The following is a 16,305-nucleotide window of genomic DNA, read 5'->3' as shown; positions in this document are numbered from 1 at the left end:
AAAAAAGACGACTCGAACGTCGTCTTTTGGGATGTATTCATTTTCAACTCCTATTAGGACTGTATGACATTGAGGTTTCCACAAGCCTCGTTTCCAATGGCTTTGTTTTTCTCAAAAAAACGAGCGTTATGAGAAGAAACACCAGCCATATCTGAAGCTGACGGATCTAGATAAAGTTTGGCACTATTAACTGCTAACACAGCATCATTAAAGGCACCAGCAATTAAACGAACCTTACTGCCATAAGTAATAAAATCACCTGCTCCGAAAATCCCGGGGATACTGGTTCGCATCCGCTGATCAACAGACACACCATAATCTTCTTTGTCTAAGCCCCAGTTCAGTAAATCCCCAAAATCACGATCAAATCCATGACTCACGATCACTTCATCGACTTCAATTTGTTCTATTTCACCAGTCTCAGCGTGTTCAAGAGCTACAGTTCCAATGCGTTCACCTACGCCATATAAGCGAGAGATACTATACGGTGTCATGACCGTAGCGGATGTTTTCATTTGGGCTACAGGCAGCTCATGTGCAGTAAACTCATTTCGTCTATGTACCACAATGACTTGCTTCGCCAAACTCACAATTTCATTTGCCCAATCCACTGCGGAATCTCCTCCGCCAGAAATAAGAACACGTTGATCTTTAAATCTCGATAAATCTGTAACGGTGTAGTGGAGATTATTCAATTCATAACGGTTTGCACCTTCAATATCCAGCTTTTGAACTTGCGTCATTCCGCGACCAGCACATAGTAATATAGTACGTGTATAATGAAGTCCGCCTGTTTTGGATGTCAGAATAAATATATCATCCTGCCGCTCCATATGAGCAATTTCCTGTCCTAGTACAAGGGTTGGATCAAAAGTTCTAGCCTGCTTCTCTAAAGAATCTATTAAGCGTTCACAGCGTATTGGATCAACGCCGCCAACATCCCACACTAACTTTTCAGGATAGGTGCGCATGAATCCACCTAATTCCTCTTTGGCATCAATTAGTTTTGTACGCATGGCTCTCATACCACTATAAAAAGCTGCATACATGCCTGCGGGGCCACCACCAATGATCGTAATATCATAGATATCGAGTTGTTTTTCGTTCACTTAAGGCACCAACTTTTCTACGATATAGTCAATAAGCTTACTTGTTCCAATTGGACCTTTGGCTTGAATATAATCATTGGTACGTATTGGGAAGACATCATTATTTTTGACGGCTTTCAGGCTTTTCCACAGCGGATTCTTTTCTAATTCTGCTAATGATTCTGAGCTATCAAGATCCACCATACTTCTTGTTTCTAGGAAAATATAATCCGGTTTGATGTCCGGTAAAATCTCTAATGAAAACTGTGTGAACCATACATCGGAATCTTTAGTAACTTCAGGACTATTCAGCCCGAGCGTTTTATAAAAGAATTCACTAACATCGTCATCTGCTTTTGGACCTAAATAACGGTACCGGCTAGGTTCTACTCTAAGCACGAGTACGGTTTTATCGCCAATTGCCAGATGAATTTTTTCTTTGGCCTCACTCGCCTTCTGATCAAGAGCAGTTAACAGCTTGTCCGCTTCGGCTTCTTTATTAAAAAGTACTGCCAGCTCTTTCACCGCATCATGTACCCCTACACCTGCGTTTAGAGCGACTGTCGGCGCAATTTTTGACAACTCATCATACACCTTGGTATCCAAGCCTTCACCTGGCGTAATAATCATATCCGGTGATAAGCTGAGCAGTTGCTCGAGGTTGTATTCATATTGTGTTTGTGAGATCAGTTCAACTCCGTGTTGTTCCAAATAGGGTGTCCGATAATCAGGTTCAATCTCAGGAACGACTACACTCACCTGCGGGATAATGCCCATCTCGATTAAATCCTCTGCATAACTCGAACTCGTGACAAGAATGTTTATAGGATTAGCCGGGATGGTGACCTCCCCAAATATATCACTTACCACTCTTGTTTCTTTATCATCACTTACGTTTGTTTGATTATTACTTACTTTTTGCTCCGTGGAAGCTTCTTCTGGCTTATTTGCTGATTTGGAACATGCCGTTAAGACAAACACTAATAGCGTTATTCCTATCAACGTAAATATACGTTTTGACATCATCTATTCTCTCCCCTTGTATTGATAATAATTATCATTATCAAAGATTATCAAATAAGAAGATATCATTCCATAGGGAATGGTGCGAATTTAATTGGATTATTGTGCTCTACACTATTAATGGCTTATTAAGTTACTAACAATTTGATCAATTATAATCTTCTGCCCATTGACTCCACAACCATCTACCCAAAGACTTGTATCAATATAGGAAACGTGATTATTTTTGACTGCTTTTAAATTTCTCCACGGTTCGCTTTCCATAAGTTTATCCATATTTTCTTCAGCACTAAAATTCTCCATCACACGTTTCTCTACGAAAAGATAGTCAGGATTAGCCCTATACAATTGCTCTATCGAACAAGGATTAAACCATGCCTCGCCTGTCTTTAAAAACTCTGGAAGTGATAGTTCCAACTTCGTGTAGAGTAATTGAGAGACTCCGCTTGAGTTCCCTCCTAAATATCGATATCCGAAAGCTTCTACTCGTAACACCATTACTGTAGCACCGGATTGAACGATGGGCTGTAATTGTTGCCGTGCTTCGTTTATCTCATTTTCCATTTGAGTTTGGAGTTTTTCCGCTTCTTCCTTCATCTGAAATAAAGCGGCCAATTGACTAAGGAGAATATCTATATCCATAGTTAGACCTGTTATGATTGGAGCGATTGTGCGCATTTTCTTCTTAATATCTTCTGTTAAAAAATGTCCAATGATTAATTCTGGCTGCTCTTGTTGAATCAACTCTATATTCGTATCATATTGGGGCACTTCCAACAGTTTAACGTGATGCTTTTTAAATAGTTCTCGTTGATGTTGAGGTACTAGTAACGGTGTTACCATTACAGCATGCGGTATTATCCCTAATTCGATTAGAACTTCAGCACAGAGTGGTGAAATCGATAAAATATATCGTTGATGCAATTGTTGAGCATAATTTCTGGGTGACACACCTGCAAAGTGTTTGAAGCGACGACTAAAATAGTGCACATCTTCAAAACCAACCTTTTTAGCAATCTCTTGCGATTTCGCTGAAGTTAATAATATTTCTTCTTTCGCACGGTAGATCCTATAATTGGCCAGATAGTCTAATGGAGGCTTCCCACATTGCTCACTAAATTTCCGAGAATAATGCCACTGACTTATCCCTGCAATTTGTGCTAATTGCTCGCGTGTTATCATCTCACTATAATGTTCCTGGATATAGTCAATAGAACGAAGAATTCCTTTTTCTGTCGTCTCTTCATCACCCGATTGTTTTTGATATAAGTGTTTCAACAATCCATATAATAGATGCTGGTTTCTGACCATCGATTCGCTGACACTACTAGCCAAATTCTCATTCAAACTATCACTAATACTCGTCAAAAAACCGCCCGTCAACTGTATAATTTGATAGGTATTTCCAACGGGGACATGCCAATTGAATTTAGACACCTTACCTTCTGCAATGAACGGGGAATAGGTATCAAATTGAATTTGCCAACCTGCTAAATCCAGATTTCCTCCTTCTAAAACTTCAATAAATGAGTTTGGTTCAATAGCAATTAAATTGCCGAAAGAGACTTGAACACGATGCCCATTCATATTCCAAATCGCTTGACCATCCGTAATAATGATTAATGTATTTGAAGTAAAATAATGAATTGCTTCCACAGTGATCCATTTAGCTGGTATCGGTTGAGTGGACTCCCATTGAGCGATCCATCCAAGATCATTTGGTTGTGCTTTCAAATTCTCTCCCCCTATTCTCCTCTGTTCAACATCGGATTTTCAAAATATTCCTGATTCTTCGCAGCAAGCTTTTCAAGCAAAACTTCTGCGTATGCCAATTCCTTATAAGGCGTCAACGAGGATCATACAAGAAACAAGCTGTGGATAAAGACTTGCGAATAATCTTGCTACCAATCAGACAACTCCTCTACCCAGTCAAGTCATGTTCGGTGGACAGACGTTGCTTGGCTTTTACCGATATTTGTTCTATCGTAAGAAAATGTTGACGTTTCCTGCATTATGCGTTCTTGGACTTTGTTCCGTGTCTCACTGCAATCACCTAATCCTGCTATAAAAATCACACTTGATGTGCTTTTTTTTGAATATCTACAGTATAGCTTGCTGTTGTAAACTCACCACTGATTTTTTGATTGATTTTCTATTATACTATGGAATGACTTGGCTAATCTATTGGGTATGTTGTTTATTGTCATGGGGCATCACCTTCTTGTCTTTTAGAACTTTTTGTTGTGTATCGAGTTTTTCATTCCCTTCAAAAAAAAGAAAAAACCCTTATATGACAGCTAAGGGTTTGAATCACTTCTTCACTTAGTTTAATAATAAGAGGCATTAACTCAGAGCGCTTATGGCTATTCTTTCTCCCCGGCCTAAACGATCAATATCCATAACCACTAATCCATCGCAGACATCAGTCCGAACCGGACGTATTGTCTCTATTTGAATGGATGTCCAGCTTTAATTGTTTTCCATTAACGCGCCTATTCTTGCCACACCACTCTTGAGCACCGCACGAATAACCGCTTCCCGGATACGCTCCACTACTCGTGGATCAAACGCATTCGGCATAATATAAGTTTCATGAAGATCGCTGACGTCAATCACCGAAGAAATCGCCTCAGCAGCAGCCAGTTTCATATCTTCATTGATTTCAGTGGCGCCACAGTCAAGGGCTCCACGAAAAATACCGGGAAAACAGAGAACATTATTGATCTGGTTAGGAAAATCGGAGCGCCCTGTCGCCATAACCTTGACGTAAGGCCCCGCAATTTCAGGATCAATCTCCGGAGTAGGATTGGCCATGGCAAATACAATCGGATCAGCAGCCATTCTTTTTAGAATCCAGCCAATTAATCGCACTTGCGGAATGGTCTACGAAGAAATGAAGCATCTCTTTATCGTTCGTATCGTGGCCACCTTTTAAGGACTCTTCATAAAACAGATCATTGCTGTCTTCAATGCCTTGCTCTTTTTGGAATTTCGTTTCAGAAGCGTTCATTCCCGAAGATGATTTTGTTGTATTCCCGCCGGCAACCGGCATTTTTTCAAAAATAACCGGGTTCATCCCTTTTGCTCTCGCCTCAAGTGCAGCAGACATTCCGGCACCGCCTGCACCGATAATGATGATGTCATATTTATCTTTTAGTTGATCGTACGGTGTATAGCTAGCTTTGGATGCTCCCGAAACGGCTTCAGTTTCCTTTGTCTCGTTGATCTTGCTGGTGTTCTTGCTGGTGTTCTTGTTCCCGTTTCCGTTGCTGCTGTTGCTGTTGCTGTTGCCACATCCTGTGATAACAAGCATAACTGAGAGAACGAGAATAAGAGCAGTGGTTACTTTTTTATTCATGTTATAGCTTTGCCACCTTGTGAATAATTTTTACAATCAGCTTAACGGCAAAGACCCTGCCCTTGAAAGTTTATGTAACTAAAAAAAACGTTTTGTAACTAAAGTAATCACTGCAATGTGTATGAAAGACCACCGGTTAGGGCATGGCTCAAAAAAAGAAGAGCCTTTAGGCTCTCCTTCGTTTACAAGATCGCTTTCATCCGATTGTTTCTTGGATTATGTTCTACTTCCGCAAGACCCAATTCTTCGAGCAATGGTGGGATATACATTCCAAATCGCCCCCGAAGTCCCTTCTTTAATCCATACCAACCGCCAACAGGGTTTTCAGGTGAACGCCCCCATGCTTCAACGGTACCTTCTTTTGCTGGTTTTTGCTCATCAGCACTTCCTAACTCCATCCAATCACCATTTTGTATAAGCATGGCGTGCAGATCTTCAATACAGCGGTAGTCATAATGCAAAACCGTTTTCCCTACAATGCAAACTATAATTTCTTTACCGTCTTTTTCGACCTTGTACATTTCATACTCGGATGTTTGCGGTGGTGTCTTTAATTTCCAAGGATTTTCCTTGGTTCCTGTAGTTGTCGACATATTTTCAACTCCCAAAGTAACTCACAAAATTAGTAAGTTGTAATCATTTTATTAGTTTGCATCACCTTACTATACTTCATTACCTTTATTCGTCCTACTCAGTATAAGGAAGCTGGCACTATCATTCCAAACTACTCATCTCCACCACATCTCCACTAGTGGCCTTCACAGCATAATTACAATCTAACTTCCCGCACTGCACATACTTCTTCTGCCCAGGATCATACACATAGACTGGCGTTAATTCGAGCCATCCCTTGAGCTTGTCATAAGCTTCGTCATGACTTACAGCAATTTTCTCTTCGCTCTTGAACTCATCAAACATATCGAGCATTGGTTTGTTATCCATATAATTTATAACCTTATAATTCTGCACATCGATGAACAGGAGGATCTTACGCTGGAATATACGATTACTTGGCGCCTTCATCCTCAGTGTTGCCTGAATATGTCCTCTTTCCCGTTGTAAAGTCTTCAATATCCATTCTCCGGATTCATCCGGATAGAGCTGGCTTAAACCAGCTTCGACTGCGGCTATACATACGGCTTGTTCTGCGTCTGTGATAGGAAGTGAGTCCGGATGCGGTTCGCGAGCTATTGCCTGCTCAATGGTAACTACCTCAGGTAGACGTTTCTCCGCCCTTTCGAAAGGCTCCAGCTCCGTATTCTGTTGCTCCCAATGCATTACCTGATCTATATTCAATCGTGCTCTCGTACCTGATATAAACTCAAATGGGATGGTGGTTGTTCCGTCATTTGTAATGTAGATCTCTTCTATCCCATAGATCAGCAGGAGTTGCTTCGTCTCGTACACCGGATATTCTATAAGTTGTAGTTGTTTCCTCGCCTGGGGCTCTATCGTTTGAAGTGTGAGAATATAGTTCTCTTTGTGCATAATGGAGCTGGAAGGAAACTGGCCATATACACTGTAAAAAACAAGCCTGCCTTCCGCATCGAAGCGAAGCTCGATCCGTCCACCAGGAGTGACTGGTATGCTACCTATTTTTTCAATAAAATGATATTCTCCAATCTGTTCCTTCTCTAAGTGGAATTGTTTACCGTATACCACCCTTGCCTCAGCTTCAATCCACCGGATGACTCCGTTAAAATCTATATTTTGGAATGGTGTCCCCTCCGCATAAGATTTCCCGCCAACAAAAATCACACTTTTATAGTTGCGGGATTGTAGGTCAATCGTGATGACGGCAGTTCCTTCCGGATTGTAATCGCCCTTCCATTCCTTAATATGAGCAGGAAACCATTCCATACTAAGAAAATAGTTGGTTTCTCCCAGCATCATAACGTCGCGATAAATTTCATGAGAGTGTAAGTAGTAGTTGTCCAATCCATATTTTTGCTGTGTGGCGTCAAGCAGTTCTTTGATCCGAATATCCATCATAGTGCACCCCATAAAATTGATGCTTACATCATACCATTACATAGTGTTGATTACGAAACGCAGCAGCGCATATTAGAGTCGATTGTTACTTATTAAATAGTAGAATCTTCTGAATATTCTACAAGCTCATGCAATGGGCTTTGCTGATGTTCAGAAAATGATCAGTAACTTGGGTTTTAATAATGCAGAGGGTAATAAAATTTTGCACAGCCTTAAACAGAATTCTATACGTGAATAATGACCAAATATTTAAATGGAGGTAAATCATCATGTATGACATCATCGATGGAAATGCGGAATTAACACAATTTTTCCCACTTCCAGCGCATCTTTATGGTAAGGATATTGCTTGTATTGTAACTGTTGCTTATGCGGAAGAGCAGGGACCAAATTTAACGGGCCTCATAAATGCTCTATACTCCAAGGGATATACAAACCTTGATCATCTACTAAATTCCACATGGAATAAACTATACCAAGTTCCGAGGTTGGGACACAAAAGACTGATGCTTCTGCTTCGTTTACTAGAACGAATTTCTGCAGATCCCAAGACCATAGAAAACCATGCCATTGTCCCTCGTGTTACAATGCAGAGTAAAAATGAAATAAAAGAATTAACTTTAAAGAGGATTATAAAGAAGTATAACGAATCATCTGTGGAGGTATTAAGTGAAGCTACCGAAAAAGAAGCTCGTTTAAAGAAAATTAAAGATAGACTCCGTGAAATGGGGATGATCATATAATAAAACCCTGCCTGTATAATGAAGTGCACTCTTTCAATTCATTCAGTAATCACGCGATGCATCGAACCAGCGTTGAGCCATCTCCTCTGTTATAGGCTCGCCAATCAGATGATCTTCACTCCCTCATTTTTAAAAAAGAGGGTGTCCCTCCGTCATTTTATGGCTTTTGGGACACCCTCTGTTGAATTATTTCACGCCGTCACATAGGGTACGATTCACTGCGTTATCTGAAACGGCAAGTTATCAAAAATATAGATTTATTTGCGTTAGTGTTGTATCACTTATCTTGATTACAAGCGCCTGCGGCCAATGTCTCTAACATGATTAACCTACGACAACGCCAACATCGCGTTCATATCTTCCTCAGCGGTAGTAATCAGCTTTAATCCGAAAAGCTCTACCAACACATCCAGCACACCAGGCGAGATAAACTCCGGCGGCTTCGGCCCAATACGAATGTCCTGAATGCCAAGGCTGAACAAGCCCAACAGAATGGCTACTGCTTTTTGCTCAAACCAAGACAGTACAATACTCACAGGTAGCTCATTCACCGAGCAGTCAAATGCTTCAGCCAAAGCCAACGCAATTTTCACCGTAGAGCCGGAATTATTACATTGCCCAAGATCTATATACCGCGGAATGCCAGTGTCTCCAACAGTCCCATAATCGACATCATTAAAACGGAACTTCCCGCATGAAGTGGTTAAAATAACGGTATCGTTCGGTAAGGAAGTTGCCAACTCGCGATAGTAATTCCCATCTTTACCTGGTGCATCACAGCCTGCAATAACGAAGAACCGGCGGATATGCCCGTCTTTGACAGCTTGAATAATCTCAGGTGCCAGCCCGATTACCGTTTCATGATGGTATCCTGTCGTGAGTACAAGATCTGAATCTACATCTGCCGCAGGTAATGACAACGCTCGGTTAATTAATGGTGAGAAGTCATCATTTGTAATTTTCGCTACCCCTTCCAGCCCTGCTACTTCATAGGAGAAAAAGCGGTCTGCATACGTACCCTTAATCGGCATCACACAGTTTGTAGTTGCAAGAATCGCACCTGGAAACTGCTCGAAAAGTCTGCGTTGATCGTACCAAGCTTTGCCGATGTTTCCTTTCAGATGTTTATACTTCTTTAGCGCAGGATAGCCATGAGCAGGTAGCATTTCCGAGTGAGTATAGATGTTGATGCCCTTTCCTTCCGTCTGCCGCAACAATTCCTCCAGCGCATACAAATTATGCCCTGTCACTACAATACATTGACCTTCTATTTTGTTCTGACTGACTGTAATTGGCTGCGGAATGCCAAAGCGATCCGTATGTGCGCGATCCAGTACATCCATGATCCGAACCGCCGCATCACCGACCTTCATTGCCATCTCCAAATGCTCCTGCGTATTAAAATTGGAATTGGTCAAGGTCATATACAACGCTTCGTGGGTAATACGATCGACCTCGGGGTCACTATATCCTAGCTGCCGAGCATGAGTCGCATAGGCTGCAATTCCTTTTAAGGCAAAAATCATCGTATCCTGCAAACTAGCAATGGTTTCATTTTTGCCGCATACTCCAACAACGGTGCAGCCGCCAGTCGGTGTCTGTTCACATTGGTAACAAAACATATCGTTATCCTCCATATTTCAGATAGTCTTTCGATACTCTCAACGTAACAGAACACCCTACCTTGAGTTGTGATTACACACACATTTTTCACATCAAGAAGATTGAATTGTCCGTCTATGGATCACAAGCATCATTATAATAACGCTTATACAAATGAAAATATTAATGCCAAAAACCATTTTGATCGCCTGAAGTTGACTCTCTTGCCCGATCTGTCCACTCACCATCCCAAGTCCAAGCGCAGAGCCAAACACCATACCCGCATTTCGTGTTAAGGCAATGATTCCTCCAATGGAACCTACGTGTTCCTTAGGCGTCTGCTGCATAATATAGCTATTATTCGGAGAAGCAATAAGTCCCATCCCTAGTCCAATAAGACATAGAATTGCAGCGATTCCATAGACCGGGATATTCTCTAAAAATAATAGCAACAGTACGAACCCGCTTCCCATGCAGCTTAGCCCCATTAGCATCAATCGATGAGAGCCATAACGATCGGACCAGTAACCAGCAAGAGGACCTGCAAAGGCTAATGCAATGGGATAAGCAGCCATCATGTAACCGGTAGTAGAGGACGAAAACTGAACCGTTGCTCCCATCAAGAAGAATGGAATAAGGACAAGTAACGTATTAGAAAGAATAAAAGAGGCATTGCTCACGATCAACCCAACCGATACAGCAGGAATTCTTAGCGCCCGAAGAGGTAGAAAAGGTGTCTTTTGCCTCCGTTCCCATAATAGAAACGTGACCAACAGCAGGATAAACCCCATCAAACTCGCCATCGTCTGCGCAGACACCCATCCCCACTTGCTCCCATTTGTAATTACGAGAATAAGCAAGGTGATCCATGCCATGAACAAGCCCGCCCCCACGATGCTGACAGTTCCCGACTTACGATCTTGCACGCGGCCCGGAATGTACCGGTAAGCCATAATTGTAGCCACAATCGCCACAGGAACATGGATCAAAAATAGCCACTGCCAGCTGAGCCACTCCGCAATCAACCCTCCCGCAATAGGGCCAGTCATCCCGCCCAGTGCGACAGCCGTACTCAGAATTCCGAGTGCATGTCCTCTCTTCTCTTTCGGCATATGGATGCTGATGAGCGCAATATTCGTTGCTTGGAACATCGCAGCACCTATGCCCTGCACAACTCTAAGCGTAAGTAATATTGGCAGATTAGGTGAAAAAGCGACCAAGATCGAACCAACTGTAAAAATCACAAATCCGAGATTATGAATGCGGCGAAACCCATAACGATCACCCAATTTCCCCATCACAGGGAGAAGCACAGTAATCACTAGTAGGTACCCTGTTGTGATCCACAACCCCTTCGCAAGCTCTGTCTGAAAATGATTAATAAAAAAAGGAAGCGATACATTCATAATTCCGGCTGTAAAATGGGAAATAAAAGCTCCCATACAAATAGCCGCCATCATACCCAATCGCCGCCTGCGGGTGTCCGTTAGCTCTTTATTTTTTGCAACATTCATGCTGATCCCGTCCCCACTCATATTTGTCTAAGAATACTAACAATTATAAGTAGATCCATTGCCAGGACCAATCCCATAAAGATGGGATAAAGAGAGGGCTGTCTTTTAAGTCCTAAAAAGACAGCGAAGCAGCTTATTCTCCGTAATTGGAGAACAAGCTGCTTCGTATTTTGTGTCGTGAAGGCTACATCATCTATGGAAGTTATTTAATCAAACGTAGTCTGTGGACGAAAAAAGTCTATTTTATAATCCAAGGATTTGCTTTTTCTTGGCTTCAAATTCTTCTGGAGTTATGATACCGGAATCCTTAAGTTCTGCTAACTGTCTCAAATCATCGATCGACCCAACAGGAGCTGGAGGATTAGGGCGATTGTGTTTTTCTGATTTATATACTGCTATGTAATCACGGATTTTTTCGGCGATTTTCATTTTTCCCGGTTGAATAAGAACAACGTTAGCACTCGCTCCTTTCAAATTATCCTTTTTGGATGTTTGAAGGCTGGATGTAATTACTTGTAAATAAGGGACTTTTAAAAAGGGCTTAACTATACTGATCGTAATAACGGAATCCAAGGGAATCGTTTGAGTTTGTCCTCCCAATTTCTGAACATTACTAGGCTTAATTACTAGGTAATCCTCGTATAGTTCAAGAGATGATGTACCGCCGCTGATTTCGTGTATCATATTATCCACCTCATTCATAAGATATCCCTATCTTATCATATATTTACAGTCCGCTTCTATATTTATCCTCTGCTTCAAATTTCATAGATTCAGTCACTGAATCCCCACTGAATAAATTCCTAAATCAGGGAGAAAATAAAAATCACTTAACATCTAATTTATTAAGGAGAACTGCATGCGGAAATTTTTCAGCCCCAAGATTCCTCCGGCAAATCCAAAGCTGCATCCACAAACAGAAACCAAAAATGAGTGTTCAAACAAGGATCCTATATCCCCTGCCATATCTGAATCTCTCGAGGACAATTTGCAGATTATTAGCAATTGTTTTGCCAATTGTTCAGATCTAAAGATTATCCCTTGGAATTATGGCCCTGATCTTAGGTATCAAGCCTTGGCAATCTACTTTAATACACTTACCAAGTCTGACCCTACAAATCATTTTAAAGATACTTTGCAAAATCTAGTTCCGCATGAGCTAGGTCCCGCCTCAGATGTAAATGTTCACGATGTCATCTCTTTCTTTGAACAAAATGGGGTTACCTCCCCACTCCTTGAATTGATGGACAATATCAATCAGGTCGTTAAGGGAATTCTTGACGGAAAGGTTGTCATTCTCTTTGATGGCTGGCAGAAAGCAGTCGCATATTATGCCCTTGATGTTGAGCAGCGTCAAACCTCGGAGCCTATTACTGAGCCAACCGTACAGGGTCCACACATCAGCTTTATAGAAAGCTTGGAGCGTAATATCGGTGTTATTCGTAGCTTATTAAAGACTACTAATCTTAAGTTTGAGTTCTTCACTTCCGGTAAGCAGGTTCAAAGAACGTTGTCCTTTGGTTACCTGGATGGAGTAGTGAAACCAGAAACGTTACAACAATTCAAGCAACGTATAGCTGATATCGAAAAGGAAGAGATTATTGACGTATCCTATCTCGAAGAGTGGATCGGGGATTCTCTCTACTCTCCCTTCCCACAAGTCCGCTACACAGAACGACCAGATACAGCTATAACCGCTCTACTCGACGGGAAAATTATTGCTATGGTAAACGGAAGTCCTTCCATATTGATCTGTCCTGGAAATTTTATGGAATTTTTTACGAATAGCGAGGATTATTACTACCGAACCATTTTTTCATCTTTAATACGGTTGATTAGAGTGCTGCCTTCATCATCGCGCTGTTGTTGCCTAGCACCTATATCGCGTTATCTAACTTCCATTCCGAACTAATTCCCACTGTTTTGCTACTTGCCATTCTTAACACGCGCGAAGGCATCCCCTTTCCTGCCTTGATTGAGGCATTAATCATGGAATTTTTCTTTGAGCTATTAAGAGAAGCGGGCATACGCTTACCTAGGCCGATCGGGTCAGCCGTCAGCATCGTTGGTGCATTGGTCTCTTGCGGTTTCCATTAATGATTCTTGCGGCAACGTTCGGAGGGCTTGGGATCATGGTTGGTTTTATACTGATTTATCTCCATCTGACTACCTTACGCTCTTTAGGTGAGCCGTATTTAGACTCGTTGGCGCCACTTGACCTTAAAAAAGTACGTTTTTCAATTTTCGTACTTCCGAGAAAGCTACTGCTTCATTCACCTCGTAGTCGTCATTTATATAAAAAGACTTCAGGAAGGAAGTAGATATAGTGAAACGACTTACTACCTTGCTAATCTGCCTTCTTGTTCTCAGCCTAACTAGCGGATGCTGGGATAATAAAGAACTTGACGAGTATGGGTATGTACAAGCAGTAGCCATTGACCAAGGGGAAGATGATCGCTTTGTGATAACGACTCATTTCTATAATCCTTCCACCAAAATTGAAATGGGGACGTCAGGGAATCCAGCGTCCAAGGGGATTAATATTTCAACGAGTGGAGAAACCTTTTTTGAAGCCATACGAGAGATCCCTGCAAAATTCGGCCGAAAAGCCAAATGGGATCATATGCGTGTCATTTTAATCGGTGAACAATTAGCTAGAAACCTGAACATAAGGGAAGTGCTTGATTTTTTCTCTAGGGATCAAGAGCCACGTGGTACCGTTCTTCCCCTCATTGCTGAACAAGCCGCGACGCCTTTTTTAGATATAAGTCCGTTTATTGAACAAACCATTGGTCAACAGTATAAGAGAATGGAAACAAGTGGTGCCCTATATGCCGCAAAAACTTCCAAAATCCCTCTTTATGAGCCGGCTATTCAAATGTGTAGTCCCTCCAACACTTCTGTTCTACCATACCTGCATAAGACCCGTGTAGATAATAAAGCAATAATATCAGGACTAGCGTTAATACAAGACGGGAAAATGGTAGAACTTCTGAAGGAGAAAGATACTGAGGCGTTCATGATGCTAATGGACAGATATATTTATGGAGTCTTAGAATTTCCTTGCACGAATGAGACCGAAAATGCACTACGAAAAAAGGAATCTCTTGAAGTGCTCACCTTCAACAGTAAGCTTACTCCAACCGTAAGCAATGGCTCTGTTTCCGTCGGTGTAAAAATTGCTATTGAAGGTACAATCGGAGAGTTACGCTGTTCACACTTAAAAACTGTTAAAGACATGAAGCAATTTGAACAGCGAATTGTAGCTCAGGTTGAACAGCAGGTAAAACATACTACTGATTTTTTTAAAACAAAAAAAGTAGATGCACTTGGAATTGGTAATCAGATCTATCGAAGAAATCCGCAGCAGTGGAAACAATTGGGGCCTGTATGGAAGGAAAAGCTTGCTCAGACTGAATTCGATATCAATGTTGAAGTCAAAGTGCCAAGCACTGGTATGAATTCAGGTACAATATTCGGGACAAAGGAGTAGTGGCTATGCTGGTACAAATTATCTGTGTACTGATATTAGCTTCCGCTATGCTAGCCCATGACATCCCAAAGTTTAGTCTGGCCTCCGTTCGTGATCGAGTGGTCTATGGAGTCCTTCTGCTGCCGGTTCTTTATCTCGGGTTTATCTTCATAGCAGCAAAACCGTGGCCTAATTTGGACTCGCTCTTCAATCAACTTACGGGTCCAGCTGAACACATCGTCCATTGGATCAATCCGGCTATTTCATAAGCGTATAGAAAGAGGAGGAACGTATGAATAAGCAAGAACGTGTTAGCTCTATCCAAATGTCCATGCTGTTTCTCTTCTTTATGACAGGTTCTTCAATCGTCATCGTCCCTGCTTCACTAACTAATTTTGCTGGCAATGGAGCCTGGATTTCTCTCATCATTGCCTCGGCCATAGGAATGCTTCTGCTAACCGGTATTCTCTATTTAATAGACGAGCGCCGGAGCTATCACTTGTGGAACAAAGCCGCGCTGTGCTTGGAAACGGACTGACTCTCGTTCTATTACTTCCTTTCACATGTGTTTTGTTTTGGAATGTCGCAGGAATTGTCATTGAGATTGGTACCTTTTTCAAAAGTACGATGTTAAAAGAAACGCCTACTTATGCGGTAAATACGATGTTTTTTATAACGATTGCCATGACGGCACTCGCTGGCATCGAAGTAATTGCCCGTATGGCCGCGGTCTTAATGTCTCTAATGTTCGGATTTATTATCTTGGTCTGGATTCTCGTAGCAGGTTTGTATCATCCCGAATACCTGCTGCCCATCATGCCTGATGGAGTTAGACCTATCCTAAGTGCTGCATATGTAGTCTATGGCTTTCCCTATTCCGAGCTAATCATTTTTTCCATAATTTTACCTTTTGTGCATAAAGAAGATAAATCAAAGCTAGGAAAACAAATGTATCTGGCACTCATCATAAATGCCCTGACGTTAATTACTTCTGTCATTAGCAGTATTATGGTACTGGGACCCCTGTCCGGCAGCTTAAAATATTCATTGTACCAGTTGGCGAGGCTAATTTATTTTCAGGAAACGATAGAGCGGGTCGAGTCCGTGATCGGTTTTTCCTTGATTATTGGCTTCTATTTCAAGGCTTCAATCCTGCTGCTTATTCTAATTAAAGTCATGAAGGAGCTTCTGAGATTAGAAAATGAAAAACTGATCGTCTTCCCGCTTGCTTTTATTTGCCTTCTGCTGTCTGTGACAACTTACACACAAGAATCTGAGCTTACAGAAATCGTGAACACTACTTGGCCCTTGATCACTAATTTGGCTTACATCCTGCCGTTCCTTCTGATTCTGTTGGTCACATTGTTCGATTCCACATGAAGAAGCATAAAAATCAACAGTTTTGATCCAATTTTTAATCAAGGTCATCGATTACACTGAAATTGAACTTGGAGCCTTTCTTTTCAAGCTTGAAGAGCATACGCGCAATATTCGTTTGAACTTTATAGAATCT

General features: G+C 41.6%; 11 protein-coding genes and 5 pseudogenes. 5 read left to right on the top strand and 11 right to left on the bottom strand.

What is annotated here, in order from left to right; all coding sequences use genetic code 11:
- Positions 1-53: 53 nt before the first annotated feature.
- From CA598_RS08710 to CA598_RS08675, 8 genes and pseudogenes are all read right to left on the bottom strand, one after another.
- Complete coding sequence (locus tag CA598_RS08710) at positions 54-1,109, bottom strand: NAD(P)/FAD-dependent oxidoreductase (RefSeq protein ID WP_094876264.1); 1,056 nt, start codon at positions 1,107-1,109, stop codon at positions 54-56.
- Positions 1,110-2,114: an ABC transporter substrate-binding protein gene (locus tag CA598_RS08705; RefSeq protein WP_256990410.1), complete on the bottom strand. Its 1,005-nt coding sequence runs from the start codon at positions 2,112-2,114 to the stop codon at positions 1,110-1,112. It lies immediately after the preceding gene.
- A 114-nt stretch (positions 2,115-2,228) separates the two neighbouring features.
- Positions 2,229-3,845 carry an AraC family transcriptional regulator gene (locus tag CA598_RS08700; RefSeq protein WP_094876263.1) on the bottom strand — a complete coding sequence of 539 codons (1,617 nt, stop codon included), beginning with the start codon at positions 3,843-3,845 and terminating at the stop codon, positions 2,229-2,231.
- Between the two features lie 23 nt (positions 3,846-3,868).
- A pseudogene (locus CA598_RS33445) lies at positions 3,869-4,123 on the bottom strand (alpha/beta fold hydrolase); the annotation flags it as partial.
- A 457-nt stretch (positions 4,124-4,580) separates the two neighbouring features.
- Positions 4,581-4,961: pseudogene (locus tag CA598_RS08690) on the bottom strand (malic enzyme-like NAD(P)-binding protein); the annotation flags it as partial.
- Positions 4,960-5,469, bottom strand: a pseudogene (locus tag CA598_RS08685) (FAD-dependent oxidoreductase); the annotation flags it as partial. The pseudogenes CA598_RS08685 and CA598_RS08690, both read right to left, overlap by 2 nt.
- A gap of 182 nt (positions 5,470-5,651) precedes the next feature.
- Entirely contained in the window at positions 5,652-6,062 is a 411-nt protein-coding gene (locus tag CA598_RS08680) for a DUF6855 family protein (RefSeq protein ID WP_094869311.1), read from the bottom strand.
- Between the two features lie 121 nt (positions 6,063-6,183).
- Positions 6,184-7,461, bottom strand: coding sequence for a hypothetical protein (locus tag CA598_RS08675; protein ID WP_256990409.1), 1,278 nt, complete (start codon positions 7,459-7,461; stop codon positions 6,184-6,186).
- 269 nt (positions 7,462-7,730) lie between these two features.
- Here CA598_RS08675 and CA598_RS08670 point away from each other — a divergent pair, with 269 nt between their 5' ends.
- Complete coding sequence (locus CA598_RS08670) at positions 7,731-8,204, top strand: hypothetical protein (protein ID WP_094876262.1); 474 nt, start codon at positions 7,731-7,733, stop codon at positions 8,202-8,204.
- 329 nt (positions 8,205-8,533) lie between these two features.
- On the opposite strand, the gene hcp is transcribed toward CA598_RS08670, so the two are convergent.
- The 3 genes from hcp to CA598_RS08655 all read right to left on the bottom strand — a co-directional run bounded on the left by hcp (position 8,534) and on the right by CA598_RS08655 (position 12,004).
- Positions 8,534-9,826, bottom strand: a complete 1,293-nt coding sequence (gene hcp, locus CA598_RS08665; RefSeq protein ID WP_094876261.1) for a hydroxylamine reductase — start codon at positions 9,824-9,826, stop codon at positions 8,534-8,536.
- Positions 9,827-9,919: 93 nt separating this feature from the next.
- On the bottom strand, positions 9,920-11,320 hold the full coding sequence (locus CA598_RS08660; protein WP_094876260.1) for an MFS transporter: 1,401 nt from the start codon (positions 11,318-11,320) through the stop codon (positions 9,920-9,922).
- Between the two features lie 243 nt (positions 11,321-11,563).
- Positions 11,564-12,004, bottom strand: a complete 441-nt coding sequence (locus tag CA598_RS08655) for an SHOCT domain-containing protein (RefSeq protein WP_256990408.1) — start codon at positions 12,002-12,004, stop codon at positions 11,564-11,566.
- 175 nt (positions 12,005-12,179) lie between these two features.
- On the opposite strand from CA598_RS08655, the pseudogene CA598_RS08650 reads away from it, so the two are divergent.
- From CA598_RS08650 to CA598_RS08635, 4 genes and pseudogenes are all read left to right on the top strand, one after another.
- Positions 12,180-13,641: pseudogene (locus CA598_RS08650) on the top strand (spore germination protein).
- A gap of 5 nt (positions 13,642-13,646) precedes the next feature.
- Complete coding sequence (locus CA598_RS08645) at positions 13,647-14,813, top strand: Ger(x)C family spore germination protein (RefSeq protein ID WP_179283621.1); 1,167 nt, start codon at positions 13,647-13,649, stop codon at positions 14,811-14,813.
- A 5-nt stretch (positions 14,814-14,818) separates the two neighbouring features.
- Entirely contained in the window at positions 14,819-15,061 is a 243-nt protein-coding gene (locus CA598_RS08640) for a hypothetical protein (RefSeq protein WP_094876258.1), read from the top strand.
- A gap of 23 nt (positions 15,062-15,084) precedes the next feature.
- Positions 15,085-16,172: pseudogene (locus CA598_RS08635) on the top strand (GerAB/ArcD/ProY family transporter).
- Positions 16,173-16,305: the final 133 nt, after the last annotated feature.

Origin of the sequence: Paenibacillus sp. VTT E-133291, assembly GCF_002264395.1 — a bacterium.
Lineage (GTDB): Bacteria > Bacillota > Bacilli > Paenibacillales > Paenibacillaceae > Paenibacillus_AQ > Paenibacillus_AQ nitricinens.
Note: the sequence above shows the minus strand (reverse complement) of the source record. Positions and strands in the feature narration are given on the sequence as shown.

Bases quoted from the DNA above. Each gene is read 5' to 3' on its own strand.
- CA598_RS08670 (WP_094876262.1), top strand. From the start codon at position 7,731: ATGTATGACATCATCGATGGAAATGCGGAATTAACACAATTTTTCCCA.
- CA598_RS08680 (WP_094869311.1), bottom strand. From the start codon at position 6,062: ATGTCGACAACTACAGGAACCAAGGAAAATCCTTGGAAATTAAAGACA.
- CA598_RS08660 (WP_094876260.1), bottom strand. From the start codon at position 11,320: ATGAATGTTGCAAAAAATAAAGAGCTAACGGACACCCGCAGGCGGCGA.
- CA598_RS08705 (WP_256990410.1), bottom strand. From the start codon at position 2,114: ATGATGTCAAAACGTATATTTACGTTGATAGGAATAACGCTATTAGTG.
- CA598_RS08675 (WP_256990409.1), bottom strand. From the start codon at position 7,461: ATGATGGATATTCGGATCAAAGAACTGCTTGACGCCACACAGCAAAAA.
- CA598_RS08655 (WP_256990408.1), bottom strand. From the start codon at position 12,004: ATGATACACGAAATCAGCGGCGGTACATCATCTCTTGAACTATACGAG.
- CA598_RS08640 (WP_094876258.1), top strand. From the start codon at position 14,819: ATGCTGGTACAAATTATCTGTGTACTGATATTAGCTTCCGCTATGCTA.
- hcp (WP_094876261.1), bottom strand. From the start codon at position 9,826: ATGTTTTGTTACCAATGTGAACAGACACCGACTGGCGGCTGCACCGTT.